Annotated in this window: 13 protein-coding genes; 11 read left to right on the top strand and 2 right to left on the bottom strand. The window is 44.6% G+C overall.

All coding sequences use genetic code 11. The features are described 5' to 3' along the window. Positions 1 to 468 precede the first annotated feature (468 nt). The 5 genes from proV to proX (EV690_RS02815) all read left to right on the top strand — a co-directional run bounded on the left by proV (position 469) and on the right by proX (EV690_RS02815) (position 6001). Positions 469 to 1659: a glycine betaine/L-proline ABC transporter ATP-binding protein ProV gene (proV, locus tag EV690_RS02835; protein ID WP_131911434.1), complete on the top strand. Its 1191-nt coding sequence runs from the start codon at positions 469 to 471 to the stop codon at positions 1657 to 1659. Positions 1660 to 1667: 8 nt separating this feature from the next. Beyond that, positions 1668 to 2675 carry a glycine betaine/L-proline ABC transporter permease ProW gene (gene proW, locus EV690_RS02830; protein WP_131911433.1) on the top strand — a complete coding sequence of 336 codons (1008 nt, stop codon included), beginning with the start codon at positions 1668 to 1670 and terminating at the stop codon, positions 2673 to 2675. A 72-nt stretch (positions 2676 to 2747) separates the two neighbouring features. Further along, positions 2748 to 3755 (top strand): glycine betaine/L-proline ABC transporter substrate-binding protein ProX, encoded by a 1008-nt coding sequence (gene proX / locus EV690_RS02825; RefSeq protein ID WP_224054957.1) that lies wholly within the window; start codon positions 2748 to 2750, stop codon positions 3753 to 3755. 165 nt (positions 3756 to 3920) lie between these two features. Further along, positions 3921 to 4922 carry a glycine betaine/L-proline ABC transporter substrate-binding protein ProX gene (gene proX, locus EV690_RS02820; protein ID WP_131911432.1) on the top strand — a complete coding sequence of 334 codons (1002 nt, stop codon included), beginning with the start codon at positions 3921 to 3923 and terminating at the stop codon, positions 4920 to 4922. An 80-nt stretch (positions 4923 to 5002) separates the two neighbouring features. Next, positions 5003 to 6001 (top strand): glycine betaine/L-proline ABC transporter substrate-binding protein ProX, encoded by a 999-nt coding sequence (proX, locus tag EV690_RS02815; protein WP_131911431.1) that lies wholly within the window; start codon positions 5003 to 5005, stop codon positions 5999 to 6001. Between the two features lie 65 nt (positions 6002 to 6066). On the opposite strand, the gene EV690_RS02810 is transcribed toward proX (EV690_RS02815), so the two are convergent. Continuing rightward, complete coding sequence (locus EV690_RS02810) at positions 6067 to 6990, bottom strand: LysR family transcriptional regulator (RefSeq protein WP_131911430.1); 924 nt, start codon at positions 6988 to 6990, stop codon at positions 6067 to 6069. 600 nt (positions 6991 to 7590) lie between these two features. Between EV690_RS02810 and EV690_RS02805 the strand changes: the two genes are divergently transcribed. The 3 genes from EV690_RS02805 (at position 7591) to glgX (ending at position 11790) form a co-directional block, all read left to right on the top strand. After that, on the top strand, positions 7591 to 8076 hold the full coding sequence (locus tag EV690_RS02805; RefSeq protein WP_131911429.1) for a MarR family winged helix-turn-helix transcriptional regulator: 486 nt from the start codon (positions 7591 to 7593) through the stop codon (positions 8074 to 8076). Between the two features lie 1287 nt (positions 8077 to 9363). Continuing rightward, complete coding sequence (locus EV690_RS02800; RefSeq protein ID WP_131911428.1) at positions 9364 to 9549, top strand: hypothetical protein; 186 nt, start codon at positions 9364 to 9366, stop codon at positions 9547 to 9549. Positions 9550 to 9702: 153 nt separating this feature from the next. After that, on the top strand, positions 9703 to 11790 hold the full coding sequence (gene glgX / locus EV690_RS02795; protein WP_131911427.1) for a glycogen debranching protein GlgX: 2088 nt from the start codon (positions 9703 to 9705) through the stop codon (positions 11788 to 11790). 5 nt (positions 11791 to 11795) lie between these two features. Here glgX and EV690_RS02790 read toward each other — a convergent pair whose 3' ends face one another. After that, positions 11796 to 14132, bottom strand: coding sequence for a DNA polymerase II (locus tag EV690_RS02790; protein ID WP_131911426.1), 2337 nt, complete (start codon positions 14130 to 14132; stop codon positions 11796 to 11798). A 324-nt stretch (positions 14133 to 14456) separates the two neighbouring features. On the opposite strand from EV690_RS02790, the gene EV690_RS02785 reads away from it, so the two are divergent. The 3 genes from EV690_RS02785 to EV690_RS02775 form a co-directional block, all read left to right on the top strand. Next, complete coding sequence (locus EV690_RS02785; protein WP_131911373.1) at positions 14457 to 14975, top strand: Hcp family type VI secretion system effector; 519 nt, start codon at positions 14457 to 14459, stop codon at positions 14973 to 14975. 58 nt (positions 14976 to 15033) lie between these two features. Then, the gene (locus EV690_RS02780) at positions 15034 to 15363 is read left to right on the top strand and encodes a hypothetical protein (RefSeq protein WP_131911425.1); all 330 of its coding nucleotides are present in this window, start codon (positions 15034 to 15036) and stop codon (positions 15361 to 15363) included. 184 nt (positions 15364 to 15547) lie between these two features. Then, positions 15548 to 15848, top strand: a 301-nt coding sequence (locus EV690_RS02775; protein WP_267901905.1) for a contractile injection system protein, VgrG/Pvc8 family, incomplete at its 3' end; no start/stop codon positions are given.

Below are 15848 nucleotides of genomic sequence, written 5' to 3'. Positions count from 1 at the left end.
TTTTCCATACCCTCCTTCGATGCTAACTCGATCAATTGAAAAAATCTTTAGGGCTTAAAATATCAACAGCCTTTTAGAGGACGAGCAATGTCCATTGTTCGTCCGTCGCTAAGGGTAAACGCTGATCCTCCAACGGTGTCGACGCGATTCTATTCTACAGACTGCTCGTTTTTGTTGCTTTTTCTTATCCAAATATCTGATGTTAAATATATATAATGCTTTTCGTTTTAATCAATTGAGATGTAATTATTTTGGTTGTTGGTAAATATGAATTTTGTTGTTTATCCGTATGTTTCTGGGTGTTTTTTGTGAGTATTAATATGGAAAATGCTGAATTGACGGCACTTTAAAAAATCTGATTATTTTATGCAAACTTGCAATTAGTTTTAAAAATGATTAGAGTACTAATAATAAAGATGCTTTTTACGGCCCTTATCCCATATTAACTTTTCGAGTTCAGTAGGATTTATGACAGTAAAACTAGAAGTAAAAAACCTATTTAAGGTTTTTGGCGATGACCCTAAGCGCGCCTTTCCGCTCATTGAGCAGGGAAAAAGTAAAGATGAGATTTTTCAGCAAACTGGTTTGACGGTTGGCGTTAATGATGCGTCTTTGTCAATCAATGAAGGGGAAATCTTTGTCATCATGGGCCTATCTGGCTCGGGTAAATCAACTCTCGTCCGTTTGTTGAACCGATTGATCACACCCACCAGTGGGCATGTCTTATTAAACGATCGTGATATTGCGGTGATTAGCGATGCGGAGCTTCGCAAAGTCCGTCGTCACTCCATCTCAATGGTCTTCCAGTCATTTGCACTGATGCCTCATCTAAATATCATCGATAACGCTGCATTTGGTTTGGAGTTGGCCGGTGTTGAGCAAGAAGCTCGTTATGCTGCTGCGCGAAAGGCGCTGGAACGCGTGGGTTTGGGGCCTTATACCGAATCATACCCGGATGAACTCTCAGGTGGGATGCAACAGCGAGTTGGTTTGGCTCGAGCGCTAACGAATGACCCCGAAATTTTGTTGATGGATGAAGCATTTTCAGCGCTTGACCCGTTAATCCGTACCGAAATGCAGGATGAGTTATTGCGTTTGCAAAATGATGATCAGCGAACCATTGTCTTTATTTCCCATGACTTGGATGAAGCCATGCGTATTGGTGATCGGATTGCCATTATGCAAGGGGGCGAAGTGGTTCAGATCGGGACCCCTGATGATATTTTACATAATCCAGCAAATGACTATGTCTCTTCCTTCTTCAAAGGGGTGGATGTTTCGAATGTCTTTGGCGCGAAAGACATCGCTCGGCGTAATGTGCCAACGGTTATTCGCAAAAATGAACACGATGGTGCCAGTGCCGCATTGCAGCTGATTGATGATAGCGACTGGGACTATGGTGTGGTGTTAGATAGAGCCGAACGATATCTCGGGATGGTCACTCTTGCATCACTGCGAAAAGCGTCTCGAGAACGTTCGACGCTGATGGCTGCTCTTGATGAAGATGCAATGACAATTGCCCCAGATACCCTGCTGAGTGACCTTTTGACCGATGTTGCCAGTGAGGCCAATGCGGTTCCTGTCGTTGATGAGCAAGGTAAATATTACGGTGTTATCACCAAAGCCCGTTTGTTGAAAGCTTTAGATAGAGAGATTTAATAACCATTATGAGTAACGCATCACAAGATCCATGGGGTGCAGCCCCTGCAAATACTGACGCTAGTTGGTTACATGCTCCAGCTCAACACGCACAGACTTTTGACTGGTGGCACCCGTTTCAGCATAAATTGATTCCTTTTGCCCATTGGGTGGAAACGGCGCTGAATTGGTTGGTGGCAAACTTTCGCCCTGCATTTAAGGCGATTAGTCTGCCGATTGATTATATCTTGACGCTATTCCAGACGATCCTACAGGCATTGCCTTCGCCAGTCATGATTGTATTGGCATTTCTAATTGCCTGGCAGATTGCCGGACTTCGTCTTGGTATCGCAGCAGCTGTTTCACTGGTGATTATTGGGGCCATTGGCGCTTGGAGCCAAGCAATGGTGACATTGGCATTGGTCTTAACTGCTGTTTTGTTCTGTTTGGTGATTGGCTTACCGATCGGGATTTGGCTGGCACGTAGTGAACGAGCCGCGAAGATAATTCGGCCATTTTTAGATGCGATGCAGACTACCCCCGCATTCGTTTATTTGGTGCCTATTGTCATGTTGTTTGGTATCGGTAACGTCCCTGGGGTTGTGGTCACCATTATTTTTGCTCTGCCACCCATTATTCGCCTGACTATTTTGGGTATTCGTCAGGTTCCTGCTGAGCTCATCGAAGCAGCTAATTCTTTTGGTGCAAGTCCAAAACAATTGCTGTTTAAAGTGCAATTACCATTGGCGATGCCAACAATTATGGCTGGTGTCAACCAGACTCTGATGCTGTCGTTATCAATGGTTGTGATTGCATCGATGATTGCTGTCGGTGGTTTAGGCCAGATGGTATTGCGCGGGATTGGCCGATTAGATATGGGACTTGCCGCTACGGGGGGCTTAGGCATCGTTGTGATGGCGATTGTATTAGACCGTCTGACTCAATCCATGGGTCGGGATGCTCGCTCTAAAGCTGCACGTCACTGGTATCAGACTGGACCTGTAGGGATAGTGCTGAAATTGACTGGTAAGAACTAAGACCGGTGTATTTCATGGGGCTGAGCTATCTTTTGGCAAACGGATAAAATCTACTAAAGGAGAGACACGACAATGAAAATGACTTTGAAACACCTAAGCCTGACCGCCACTTGTGGTATTGCTCTGGCATTAAGTGCTCAAGCCACTGCGGCGCCTCTCCCTGGCAAAGGCGTAAGTGCACAACCAGTGTACACCGTCCAAGAAGAGTTGTTTCAGACTCTGATTGTAGATGATGCGCTAAAACAGCTGGGGTATACCGTTAAAAACCCCAAAATGGTTGACTATAACGTTGGGTATACATCGATCGCCAATGGCGATACTACATTTATGACAACCAACTGGGATCCACTCCATAATAGTAAATACAAAAAAGCAGGGGGGGATAAAGTTTTTTATCGTAAAGGTGATTACATCACTGGTGCTGCGCAAGGTTATCTAATTGATAAAAAAACGGCTGACAAATATCACATTACAAATATTGCTCAGCTTAGAGATCCCAAAATTGCCAAGTTGTTTGACTCTAATGGTGACGGTAAAGCGGATATCGCTGGTTGTAACCCTGGTTGGGGATGTTACAAGGTCACTAACTACCATATGAAAAAATATGGTCTGACGAAAACGGCCGAGCTGAATGAAGGCAATTATTCAGCCATTATCGCCAATACCATTGCCCGTTATCGTGCCGGAAAACCCGTGATTTATTACACTTGGACCCCAAACTGGGTTGGTGGAGTGTTGGTTCCAGGTAAAGATGTGGTTTGGTTGCAGGTCCCATTTACAGCGATTCCCGGAGACCCTAACGCGGATACAACCATGCCTAACGGCAAAAACTACGGCTTTAACATGAATAACGAGCGAATTGTTGCCAATAAAAAATGGGCTGAACAGAATCCTGCTGCAGCGAAGTTATTTGCCATTATGAAATTAAGTGTGAATGACGTAAGTGCTGAAAACCTGATGATGCGTAAGGGTGAAAATTCAGATGCAGATATTGCCGCCCACGCGCAAGCTTGGATTAAAGCACACCAGAGTCAGTTTAATGATTGGATTAAACAGGCTAAGGCCGCCGCTAATAACTAGCCCATCTAACTAAATAAAAGCCATGTTTAACATGGCTTTTATTTTCATCTTGGTTTTTCACTGGGATTTTAGACAAGGATGTTCGTCGGTTTTATAAGCATTATCGCAACTATATGCAGAGTCTTAGCAGGGCTATTAGATTAAGTCACATTTAAGAGGATTTAAATGAAATTGATATCTCCCCATATTTGGCTAGGGTTTAGTTTAACGATAGTTGTCATGCAAGCGAATGCGGCGTCGCTCCCCGGGGCGGGGAAAACCGTTCAGCCAATTCAAAGTACGCTTCAGGAAGAAACGTTCCAAACGATGATTGTAGATAGGGCATTGGAAAAGCTGGGATATAAGGTAAATCCTATTAAGCAGGTTTCCTACAACGTTGCATATACTTCGGTTGCCAATGGTGATGCTACATTTATGGCCGATAGCTGGGAACCTAATCAGGTTGAAAAATATCGATCAGCGGGTGGGGATAAAGTCTTTTATCGCAAAGGGGTTTATATCGCCAATTCTGCTCAAGGATACATGATCGATAAGAAAACTGCCGATAAATATCATATTACCAATATTCAACAACTTAAGGATCCCAAATTGGCTAAGTTGTTCGATCAAAATGGTGATGGTAAAGCAGATTTAACCAGTTGTGATCCAGGTTGGGCATGCAGTGACATTATCAATTATCAGCTTAAACAATATGGCTTAAGTAAGACAGTAGAGTCTAATAGTGGCAATTATGCAGCGATTATTGCCAACACGATTGCACGTTATAAACAGGGGAAACCCATTCTTTATTATGCTTGGACACCATATTGGGTGAGTGGTGTATTGGTTCCTGGCAAAGATGTCGTTTGGTTACAAGTTCCGTTTTCAGCCATTCCGGGAGAGCCACAAGCCAATACCTCGGTGAGCAACGGCAAAAACTATGGTTTCCCGATGAACAACCAGCGAATTGTGGCGAATAAAAAGTGGGTTCAACAAAATCCTGCTGCTGGCAAGTTATTCGCGATTATGAAGTTAAATGTAAACGATGTTAGCGCCGAGAACTTAATGATGCGTCATGGACAAAGCAGTAATTCGGACATTCAGGCGCATGCCGACGGATGGATTAAAGCGCATCAAAAAACCTTTAATCACTGGATTACGGTTGCCAAACAGGCCGCGACAAAGTGATGAAATACTAACAAACAATCAGGGTCCCTGATTTTGCAATTAATAGTAGCTTGTACATAGAACAAGCGCATGGAGGAAATATGAAACTACGTTGGACAGCTATAGCGCTGGCAGCCGTTACCGCCGGCTCTTCTTTGAGCGTTAATGCCGCTGACTTGCCAGGCGCGGGTAAATCAGTACAACCGATTCAAAGTACCATTCAAGAAGAGATGTTTCAGACGATCATCGTTGATCAGGCGCTGAAAAAACTAGGCTATACTATCAAACCGATTAAGCAGGTGGATTATAACGTTGCCTATACTGCCATCGCGAATGGGGATGCAACCTTCATGGCTGTAAACTGGCAGCCATTGCATGACGAGAAATATAAAGCTGCTGGGGGAAACAAAGTTTTTTATCGTAAAGGTCATTATGTCACTGGTGCTGCGCAGGGGTATCTGATTGATAAAAAAACGGCTGAAAAATATCATATCACCAATATTGAGCAGTTAAAAAACCCGAAAATCGCTAAATTATTTGATAGTAACGGTGATGGTAAGGCCAATATGACTGGTTGTAATCCCGGTTGGGGTTGTGAAACAACAACCAACTATCAGATTAAGAAGTTTGGTTTATCAAAAACAGTAGAGATTGATGAAGGGAACTATTCTGCATTGATGGCTGATACCATCACGCGTTATAAAGAAGGTAAACCGATTCTCTATTATACATGGGTTCCATACTGGGTTAGTGGGGTCTTGGTCCCAGGTAAAGATGTTGTTTGGTTACAGGTCCCATTCTCGGCTGTTCCTGGTAAGCCAAACGCCAGTACCGAATTACCAAATGGTAAAAACTACGGTTTCGGTCTGAATAATATGAACATCGTTGCGAATAAAAAATGGGCGGAAAAAAATCCCGCAGCAGCGAAACTGTTCTCGATAATGAAACTGAGTGTCAATGATATTAGTGCCGAAAACTTAATGATGCGTAAAGGTCAGTCCAGTGAAGCAGATATTCACGACCATGCAACAGCATGGATTCATGCGCATCAAAAAGAATTTAATCAGTGGATTAAGCAAGCTAAGGCTGCTGCTAAATAGTTATACTGATTGGATTGTTGATAAATACCATAAAGCCAACTGATTAATCGGTTGGCTTTTTAAGTTTAGAGACCTGAGTGGGATAGTTTTTCAACCAGATAATCAATGAAAACTTTAATTTTGGTGGGCTGGTAGCGGTTGGGGGGATAGATGAGCCAGGCTGCGCCTGTATAACCGGTTAAGAAATGCCATTCTGGCAACACCTGAACCAGTTCTCCTTTTTGTAGCGCTTCGTGAACCGTAAAATAGGGTAAACTGGTGATTCCTAGTCCCTGTTTCGCTGCATCTAATCGGACTTGGGTATGATTGACGGCATAGCGGCCAGTGACTTCGATGGTGATTTTTTGCGTTTGCTTATGGAATGTCCATTGGCGATCTTTCGGTTGTTCACTTAAATAGATACAGCTGTGTTCCCGTAATTGGCGTGGGTGCTCAATGGTTTCAAAGCGAGTCAGATAATCAGGACTTGCACAAATGACATGCTCGATATTGAGAAGTTTTCTACCAACCATTCCTACCGGCGGATCCTCGGTAATTCGAATCGCCAAATCCATCCGATCATCAATCAGGTCGATATAGCGGTCTTCAAGCAGCATTTGCACATTGACTTTGGGATAACGATTGAGAAACTCTGGCATGAGTGGGTGGATTAACAGATGTCCAATCGCTTTGGGAATGCTGATTCGCAAGGTTCCTTGCGGTAAAGGATTCGATTGTCCACTAACATCTAGCACGGCATCTGCTGCACTGCGCATGTCTTTACAGCGTTGGTAGACGGCTTGGCCCTGCTCATTTAAACGTAATTTGCGGGTCGTCCGTTCTAATAGGCGACAATTTAACTGCTCTTCTAACCGGTTAATACTGCGACTGACCGATGAAGGGGAAACCCCCAGAATTTTGGCTGCAGCGGAGAAACTATCAGCTTCAACAACCGTTGCAAATACAGCCATTTCATAGAGTAGACCAATCGAATTATTTGTGCGTTTCATGCAAGAGTTGGTTCCTTTATTACTGAATTATCCCGGCAGGTAGCTAATTTATAATTATCCAGGTGAGAGATGCAAGATATTCGCGCTTTTATCAGTCTTTGTTAGGAGCTTATGGACCGAGCAGTTTGTTTCTAAACGATGGCTTTTGTATTCCAAATACGTTGTATTAGATGCGCAACGCCATTGTTCAAGAGTTGTAGCTCTTTGAGAGTGAGACTGTTTCTGAAAAAATACCTCTGTGAATGGCCAAAGACCAATCGAAGAATAAAGAGTCCAGCGGTGAACTGGGCATTCTGCTAAAATCCCACCGGTAAAATTTGGCTTTGATGTAATAAAATCTAATAATTAGAGTTCTAACTATAGTTCTCTAAACAATAATAAGATAGAATAAATTATAATCTTTAGCGAAAGTCCATTATTTATAGCATTTATGGGTGATTTAGTGGTCTTTTATATGATTTTTTAATAATTGATTTTACATTTTCCGTTTAAAAAGGGTTAGAAGGCTAATTATAATGATTGAGCGTTAGGGAAGCGAATCGTTTTTGTTAAGCCAGCGTTTAATCGAAACAATTTTTGAGAGATTTAGGTGGACTCATAATGGAAAGACATGAAGAGGTTTTAGTGGCTATTCGGCAGATTATTCGGGCGATTGATTTGCATTCGAGTCGCTTGAGCAAAGAGGTCGGCCTTACCGGACCTCAGCTGGTATTAATGCGTGAAATCCGTGATTCAGCAGAAGAGACTATTCGCCAGATGGCAAAAAATACCAATATGAGTCAGGCAACTGCCACAACGATTTTAGACCGTCTGGAAAAACGCGGATTAGTTGTTCGGTTGCGTAGCCAGCTGGATAAACGTAAAGTTCATGCCCACTTAACAGAATCTGGTCGCGAAGTTCTTAGTAAAGCGCCTCTGCCTTTGCAAGATGGTTTTGTCTCACGCTTTCAGCGCTTAGAAGAGTGGGAGCAACTATTGTTGTTGTCTAGTGTGCAGAGAATCTCTGCGATGATGAATGCAGAGCATCTCGATGCGTCGCCCTTATTAGTTGCCGGGAGAATGGCTGATGATCATCGGCATTCCTGAAAAATAGCTATTTGTGCCTATTGACTGTGAGAGATATCTCACATGGGTGTCAGATAAAGAACTGTTTTTTGTGAGTGAACTTTATAAATATAATATATTTCAATTAGTTATATGATTTAACAAAATTTTTACCATTTTTTATTATCGATTCGATGATCTTCTACGGGCCTCTTTCGCTATTATTAATCGCGTAGGGAGGCAAATTTTCCAAGAAGGAAAAACACTAAGGATAGTGGTAAGGATTTTCTCTAGGAATGAGAAAAGGGACACCTCCAGGAAGGAGAGAGCAGCAAGTATGGATTGCTTGTTATGCCAATGAAGGCTAAAGGATACGCAACGGAATTGTGAAGCGGAAATAAATAGGGATAGTTATTTAAGTCATTGGGATTGCAGGGAGCAATACAGGTTCACGGATATCGAGCCATATGACTATCGAGGCGGCACTTTTAGTGCCGCCTCAACTTTTTGTGCATTCGTAAAAATCTTCTTCTATTTTCCCCTCGTCATCCAATGCCTTTGATATACAAAAAACCACATGGGATGTGCGATATATCCCTCAGGCATGCCAGTTTTTTTGCTAAAAAATTGCCCGTAAAATTTTAATTAAATATTTAAATCAATCAGATAGGCAAGATAAAGAATCTTTACCTATTTTTAATCTTGGTTTACCCCAGTGATTAAAATTCCGATTGCAGTAGACTTTTAAGTGTAGGGACAGATAGGGCAGATAGGAAATCATGCTCGCTAGGAAGGCTAGGGAAATCATTGGACACCTCCCGGGAAGGAGATGTGCATCCAAGGAAGAAAAGATGCATAACCATTGATGGTAGGGATATGCTTGATAAGTATTGGGAATAGTGCTTGATCAGGTGGAAAGGAACGCAATGGATAGCGATTGCAGAGGGATAGTGCAGGGAGCCAGATTTGGTTAAGGAACGTACCAACAGTACTTTCGGGCAGCTCTTGTAGCTGCCCTCTCTGTTTATCGGTATGACTAATGATGATCTTTTCATTAAAATCGATCTAGTGGTCGCATCACACCCATTTTATCGGTATGCTATGCAGTGCTCTTTTGACTCGTCTTAAGAGTATATGCATTGCCTAATGATACTTTTTATCATTAAGTAAGACATATGTTTAGTTACTTTTTTTAGGGCCACTATTTCTCCCAATTAGTGGCCCCTTTTTTCCACACCCCAGTGTGTTTTAACCTTTCAGTACTTTCGCTTTTTATTTTGGCATATTTGTTGCTTATCTTATGATGAAACCACCATCGAGGATAATGTAATGACCCAGGAAAAACTTAACTATTTACAGATGATTAAAGCGATGGAAGTGGAAGTCGAGCAAGAATTATTGGAAGTCATGCTACCTGATGACTTGCCACAAATGAACCGTTATGGTGCAAATCGAATCACTAAGCGTCGTCGTGGTTCACAAGATATGACCTATTCGATGGCACCCCGCTCATAAGTCTATTTGACTCTCAACCGCTATGCTCTGTAGCGGTTGAGAACTTCTTCTTTTTATTACTTTCTTCCCTTGCTTGCTTTTTATTCGGTTCGAACCATGCTTAAGTAGATAACATATAACGGCTTACAATAAAATTTTTAGAGGCTGGGAACGATGTTTATAACGCAAGCAGGACGTAGCTACCCATTAGGGGCATGTCTTGAAACGCATGGGATCAATTTTAGCCTGTATAGCAAATCTGCTCAGAGCGTGACCCTTCTGCTGTTTGATGAGCTCAACAGTCGCACGCCTAGTGAGCGGATTGTTCTGGATCGACACAAGAATCGCACGGACAACTATTGGCATATATTTGTTGAAGGTCTGGGAGTGGGTACCTTATACGGGTTTCAGGTCGAAGGCCCTTATGATTTGGAAAAAGGGCTGCGTTTTGATGCCTCTAAAGTTCTATGTGATCCTTACGCCAAGGAGATTCGTTTTCCTAATAATTATTCACGCCAGCTCTATAGTGAATATGGTAAATCGACTGAGCATTGTGCGTTAAAGTCGGTCGTGTTGGAACGGCGTCATTTCGATTGGCAAGGAACGAAACCGATTCATCGTCCACTTGCCGATACAATTATCTACGAAATGCATATTGGCGGTTTTACTCGCCATCCTAGTTCTGGGGTGACCGAGAATAAACGCGGAACCTATGCTGGGGTGATTGAGAAAATTCCCTACTTGAAGAAACTAGGAGTGACCGCTGTCGAGCTGATGCCTGTAGCTCAATTTGACCCCTCTGATGCGGCGCAAGGCAAGACGAACTATTGGGGGTACTGTCCGATCGGGTTTTTTGCTCCGCACAGCCAATATAGTTCCAATCAAAAGTTGGGTGGACCATTTGATGAATTTCGGCTGATGGTACGTGAATTACATGCGGCTGGAATAGAAGTGATTGTTGATGTGGTGTTCAACCATACCAGTGAAGGCAATGAAAATGGCCCAACGCTAAGCCTCCGGGGACTGCAAAACGACACCTATTATATTTTAGAGCAGTCTGATCAACGTTATTACAGTAATTACAGTGGATGTGGTAATACCTGCAACACCAATAATTCGGTAATGCGCCGTATGATCCGTGATGTGTTAACCTTCTGGGTGACACAGATGCATGTCGATGGCTTTCGTTTTGATTTAGCCTCGGTACTGATGCGTGACTCACAAGGGCATGTTCTTAATGATCCTCCGCTGTTATGGTCGATTGATTCAGATCCCATCCTTGCTGGAACGAAGATCATTGCTGAAGCCTGGGATGCTGGTGGATTGTATCAGGTTGGGAAGTTTGTCGGCGATCGATGGAATGAATGGAATGGCATGTTTCGTGATGATGTCCGAGCATTTTTGCGCGGTGATAATCATCGCGTTGGTCGATTTGCCAGCCGTTTGTTGGGAAGTCCCGACTTGTATTACGAAGATCATCGAACTCCGCACCGCTCCATTAATTTTGTTACTGCGCACGATGGTTTTACGCTGCGTGATTTAGTCAGCTACAACCACAAACATAATGAGGCTAACGGTGAAAATAACCGTGATGGGGATAATCATAATTTAAGCTTTAACTTCGGGGTTGAAGGACCCACAAAAAATCGCCAGGTGCGTCAGATCCGAGAGCGGCAGGTAAAAAACTTCTTCACTATCATGTTAATGTCTTTGGGGACGCCAATGATCAATATGGGCGATGAGATTGGACGTACTCAGTGGGGGAATAATAATACCTATTGCCAAGACACGCCGCAAAATTGGCTGGATTGGTCGCTGGTGAAACAAAATGCAGGGCTGTTACGGTTTGTACAAAAGTTAATTGAGTTTCGGTTTCTAACGCCAGCCCTTGATCAGTATATTCATCATCCGTTAAGTTCAATTTTGAACGATAGCCAAATCAAATGGCATGGTGTTAAAGCCAATCAGCCCGATTGGTCAGAAGACTCGCATACTATTGCCTTGAGCTACAACTTACCATACCGTGAAGAAAACCTTTATTTAGCCGTGAATGCCTATTGGGAGCCGCTAGATTTTGAACTACCAGAGCTCAAAGCTGGTAAACACTGGCGTCAGGTGATCAATACAGCACTGGCGCCACCAGATGATATATACAGTTACCAGAATGCTAAATGCGTTGAATCGGATATCGTGAGGTTAGCTCCGCGTTCGGTTTTAGTGCTCATTGCATCGAAGTCACTCGAGATGCCACAAGAAGCCTAAATACGCTAAAAAAGGCCCAACTGCGCGCTAATAATTGCGTCAAAATCGAGCCCGACTAAAGGCAACAGTGCATCAGCAACGGGTTTGAGTTGTTTGTCGATGTAATGTTGATAATCGATGGGCGCCTCATGATATTCCAGTGCTTGTGGGCCATTAACGGTGATTACGTATTGAATCCAGCCGCGGTTTTGATAACGCAGGGATTTCCCAAGAGCCTGATTGCGCGCATCTGCATCGCGGGCAGCGCGCACTTGCGGAGGAATGTTTTTGCTGTATTCATCCAGATCACGGCGTAGTCGTTTACGATAAATCAACTGATTATCGCGTATACCATGGCGAGTTTCTTCAACCAGCGTACGGATCATCTCACTGGGGTTTTGCTCAGCAAAGACCAGCTGATAGAGCTGACTTTGAAAGTGTTTCGCTAACTCTGTCCAGTCGCTGCGGACATTCTCCAACCCTTTAAAGACAATCTGTCCTTGCGGCGTGATACCAGCGTAGCGCTTTTTGCTGCCAGCTTGGGAGCCTCGAATCGTTGGCATATGAAAGCGTTGATAGTGGGTTTCAAACTCTATCTCTAGAGTGCATTCAAGCGTAAATTGCTGTTGGATTTGCGCTTGCCATTTGGCGTTAATTTCATCTTGTAATTGCTGGCCCGTAGCTTGTGCTTGGCTCGGTGTAAAACCTTCACCTAATAACACAAAGGTTGAGTCGGTATCGCCATAAATGACATCAAACCCCGCATCGCGGATCCATTGGGCCGTTTGCTGCATGATCTGGTGGCCACGCATAGTAATGGAACTGGCTAATCGCTGATCATAAAACCGGCATCCTCCAGAGCCTAAAACACCATAAAAACTATTCATGATAATTTTAATCGCTTGAGAACGCGGTTTATCTTGATGCTGTTTAGCAATATCGCGCTGATGCCACAGATCGCCAATAATTGCGGGTAAGAAATGCTGGGTGCGAGAAAATTTAGCGCCTAAAAAGCCATCGATCGCATTATCTGGTTTCGCCAGTCCCTCAATCAACCCCATTGGGTCGATTTTGAAGGTGCGAATAATCGAGGGATACAAGCTCTTAAAATCCAAAACCAGTACATTCTGATATAGCCCCGGTTTAGAGTCCATCACATAACCACCGGGGCTAGCTAAACCGCCATCGGCAGGTAAGTTGGGCGCGATGTAATTTGCCCGATGTAGTTTGGGCATATATAGATTACTAAATGCTGCGACGCTGCCCCCTTGACGATCCAGCTCTAAGCCCGTTAACTGGCTGCGTAATGCTAAAAATTCAATGAGATGTGTGTGGCTGAAAATGGCTTCAACCAGTTGACAATCTTCAAGGTTGTAGGCTGCGAGGGTGGGCTTATCATAGTGGAAGTTATGTTCAATTTCAGCCATCCGATGGTCTGGATCCTCGGTGAGCTTACCGCGACCGAGTAGGGCTTGGGAGACTGACTCCAAGCTAAAGCTATCAAAAGAATAGGTTGCTGTTTTAAGGGCATCAATACCATCAATCACCACCCGTCCCGGAATGATAAAGGAGCCTTGGCGTGATTGCGTTCCCTCTTTAAAGCGCGCTAAAGTTTTGCCTCGTCCTAGCCGCAGTTCCAGCCGATTGATTTGAGCACGCTTAGCGAGCAGTTGGCAATCGAACTGCACAACATTCCAACCAATTAATAGGTCTGGGTCAAGCTGTTGCACGCAGTCGATCAAGCGGCTGATCAGCATTTTCTCATCACTGACCCATTCTATTTCAGTTGCGGCGGGTGTTGGTGAACCAATCATAAGTACTTTAGCGCATCCACAACCACTGAGACCAATACTATAGAGCTCGCCATGGCGTGAGCATTCAAGGTCAAAAGAGAGTACTTTAAGATCCGGAATTGGTGCATCGATCCCTCGTAGCTTGACTTGGTGATATTGTGTATAACCATCTTTGTAGCTGGGGGAGCCATAAAACTCGACCATTGCGTAGGCAAAGCGTTCCATTAGGTAGCGTTCGTGAAGACGAACATCTGCTTCAAAATGGATAATGCCAGCATGCTCAAGCTGGTCGCGGGCTCGATAAAAATGTTCCAGTGAGGAAAAGTAAAGGCCAGTAACACTCTGGTGGTCAAAAGTCTGATGTTGCAAGCTCTGGGCATGCCATACCAGTGAATGCAAGGCATTTTGGGCGGCTTCTAACTGGGCTGATGCAATAAATAACAATGGCTGCTGATCATCAATCCATAAGCGTACAGGGCCAGTTGCTGTTGCTAGCCATAAATCGATGACAGGGTGTTTACGACTGTCATAGCTTGCTCGATTAAGTAAAATCCCTTGCCCTGCTTGCACCCAAAAATCGCTTAGTTGTTATGATCATTATGCCCTTCATTATATAAAAATTTGCTATCAAACCGAGGGCGAAAAGGCTCATTTAGTGGGATTTTCTATCGGTGAATGAATGCTATTGCTTAAAAACTGACCGAGCAAGAAATTGCCCGCCGGGCAACTTTTTGCTCGCTCCAGGCAACTTCTTGCTCGACCGACTCAATCCCTCTCATCCCGAAAAATAAATAATGCTTAAAAACAATGCCTTATCATTTGTAAAAAAGTGGCATAGATGTTGATTCCTTTTTTATCGTTTCATCAATAAACCAAATCAAGAGGATTACATCCATGCCAACTCCTTGTTATATTTCCATCGAAGGTAAAACTCAAGGCAATATCACCGCCGGCGCATTCACCGCCGATTCCGTCGGCAACATCTACGTGCAGGGCCACGAAGATGAAATGCTGGTCCAGGAATTTAAACACGTCGTCACCGTCCCCACCGACCCGCAATCTGGTCAGCCGGCAGGGCAGCGGGTCCACAAACCGTTTAAATTCACCGTGGCCCTTAACAAAGCCGTGCCATTGCTCTACAACGCCCTGGCCTCCGGTGAAATGCTTCCCACTGTCACCCTGAACTGGTATCGCACCTCGGTTGAAGGCAAACAGGAACATTTCTTCACCACCACCCTGACCGATGCCACCATCGTTAACATCGATGCCCAGATGCCCCATTGTCAGGACCCGGCCAAATCCGATTTCACCCAGCTCATTGAAGTCTCCATGGCCTATCGCAAAATCGACTGGTCCCATGACATTGCCGGTACTTCCGGCTCCGATGACTGGCGCGCGCCGATGGAAGCGTAAGCACGACTTTTGTATCAAAAGGCCAACCGGCGAAGGTTGGCCTTACCAAGGAATTACTATGAAGACCGTTGTACGTATTTTACTCGGCGTGATGGGGCTATTTTTTGCTATTTTTGCCGTTTTAGGATTGGTGATGGGCGGCATGTTTGGTGCCTTTTTCGGCGCTGGGGCCGGCTCACTGATGTTAGTGTATCAGGTGGGGACCATTGCACTGGCCGTGCTGGGATTGTGGTCCGCATTCACCGGGAATCGGGCGTGTGAATGGGCGTTTTCCATCATTCTGCTGCCATTCTGGTATGTCGGCACCCTTATCGGTGCCATTTGCATTGCATTGTTATGGGTCGCGCAGCAAGGGACGGCAGACACGCAATCGGCAATGGTTGATTAACTGCCTTTTGCGCATTGCTGCATACAATCTGATTCATGTTATCACGACTTGAGAGCCTCGTTATTCAGGTCGTGATAATCGGGCTTTAGCGCGTCTGTGACCGACCTTATCGGGGAGTCGCATGTTTTTTTATGTTGATGTCGTATTGAATGGCAAGTGACTGCCATTTTTTATTCGGAGTTTGATGATGGCAGAACCCAGCGGATTACAATTTACCCTGACGATTGAGGGGCTCACTGAGCCCAGCCTGCAGGTGGTGTCCTTTACCGGTCAGGAAGCCTTAAGCACCCCCTTTGCCTTTACGGTGCAACTGGCCAGCCGCAATGACCAGCTGGACGCGGCCACCCTCATCGACCAGCCAGCCACCCTCACCGTCTGGCAGGATGGTGTCGCTCAGCAGCGCTGGTCGGGTATCGTCAGCACCTTTACCCGGGGCGACACCGGCTTTCATCACACCCGCTATGCCCTGACCCTGGTGCCGGCCC

Origin of the sequence: Celerinatantimonas diazotrophica (genome assembly GCF_004339545.1) — a bacterium.
GTDB classification, from domain to species: Bacteria; Pseudomonadota; Gammaproteobacteria; order Enterobacterales; family Celerinatantimonadaceae; genus Celerinatantimonas; species Celerinatantimonas diazotrophica.
This window is presented reverse-complemented; position numbering and strand designations above follow the sequence as displayed.

Bases quoted from the DNA above. Each gene is read 5' to 3' on its own strand.
- glgX (WP_131911427.1), top strand. From the start codon at position 9,703: ATGTTTATAACGCAAGCAGGACGTAGCTACCCATTAGGGGCATGTCTT.
- proX (WP_131911431.1), top strand. From the start codon at position 5,003: ATGAAACTACGTTGGACAGCTATAGCGCTGGCAGCCGTTACCGCCGGC.
- EV690_RS02785 (WP_131911373.1), top strand. From the start codon at position 14,457: ATGCCAACTCCTTGTTATATTTCCATCGAAGGTAAAACTCAAGGCAAT.
- proW (WP_131911433.1), top strand. From the start codon at position 1,668: ATGAGTAACGCATCACAAGATCCATGGGGTGCAGCCCCTGCAAATACT.
- EV690_RS02780 (WP_131911425.1), top strand. From the start codon at position 15,034: ATGAAGACCGTTGTACGTATTTTACTCGGCGTGATGGGGCTATTTTTT.
- proV (WP_131911434.1), top strand. From the start codon at position 469: ATGACAGTAAAACTAGAAGTAAAAAACCTATTTAAGGTTTTTGGCGAT.
- EV690_RS02810 (WP_131911430.1), bottom strand. From the start codon at position 6,990: ATGAAACGCACAAATAATTCGATTGGTCTACTCTATGAAATGGCTGTA.
- EV690_RS02805 (WP_131911429.1), top strand. From the start codon at position 7,591: ATGGAAAGACATGAAGAGGTTTTAGTGGCTATTCGGCAGATTATTCGG.
- EV690_RS02800 (WP_131911428.1), top strand. From the start codon at position 9,364: ATGACCCAGGAAAAACTTAACTATTTACAGATGATTAAAGCGATGGAA.
- proX (WP_224054957.1), top strand. From the start codon at position 2,748: ATGAAAATGACTTTGAAACACCTAAGCCTGACCGCCACTTGTGGTATT.
- proX (WP_131911432.1), top strand. From the start codon at position 3,921: ATGAAATTGATATCTCCCCATATTTGGCTAGGGTTTAGTTTAACGATA.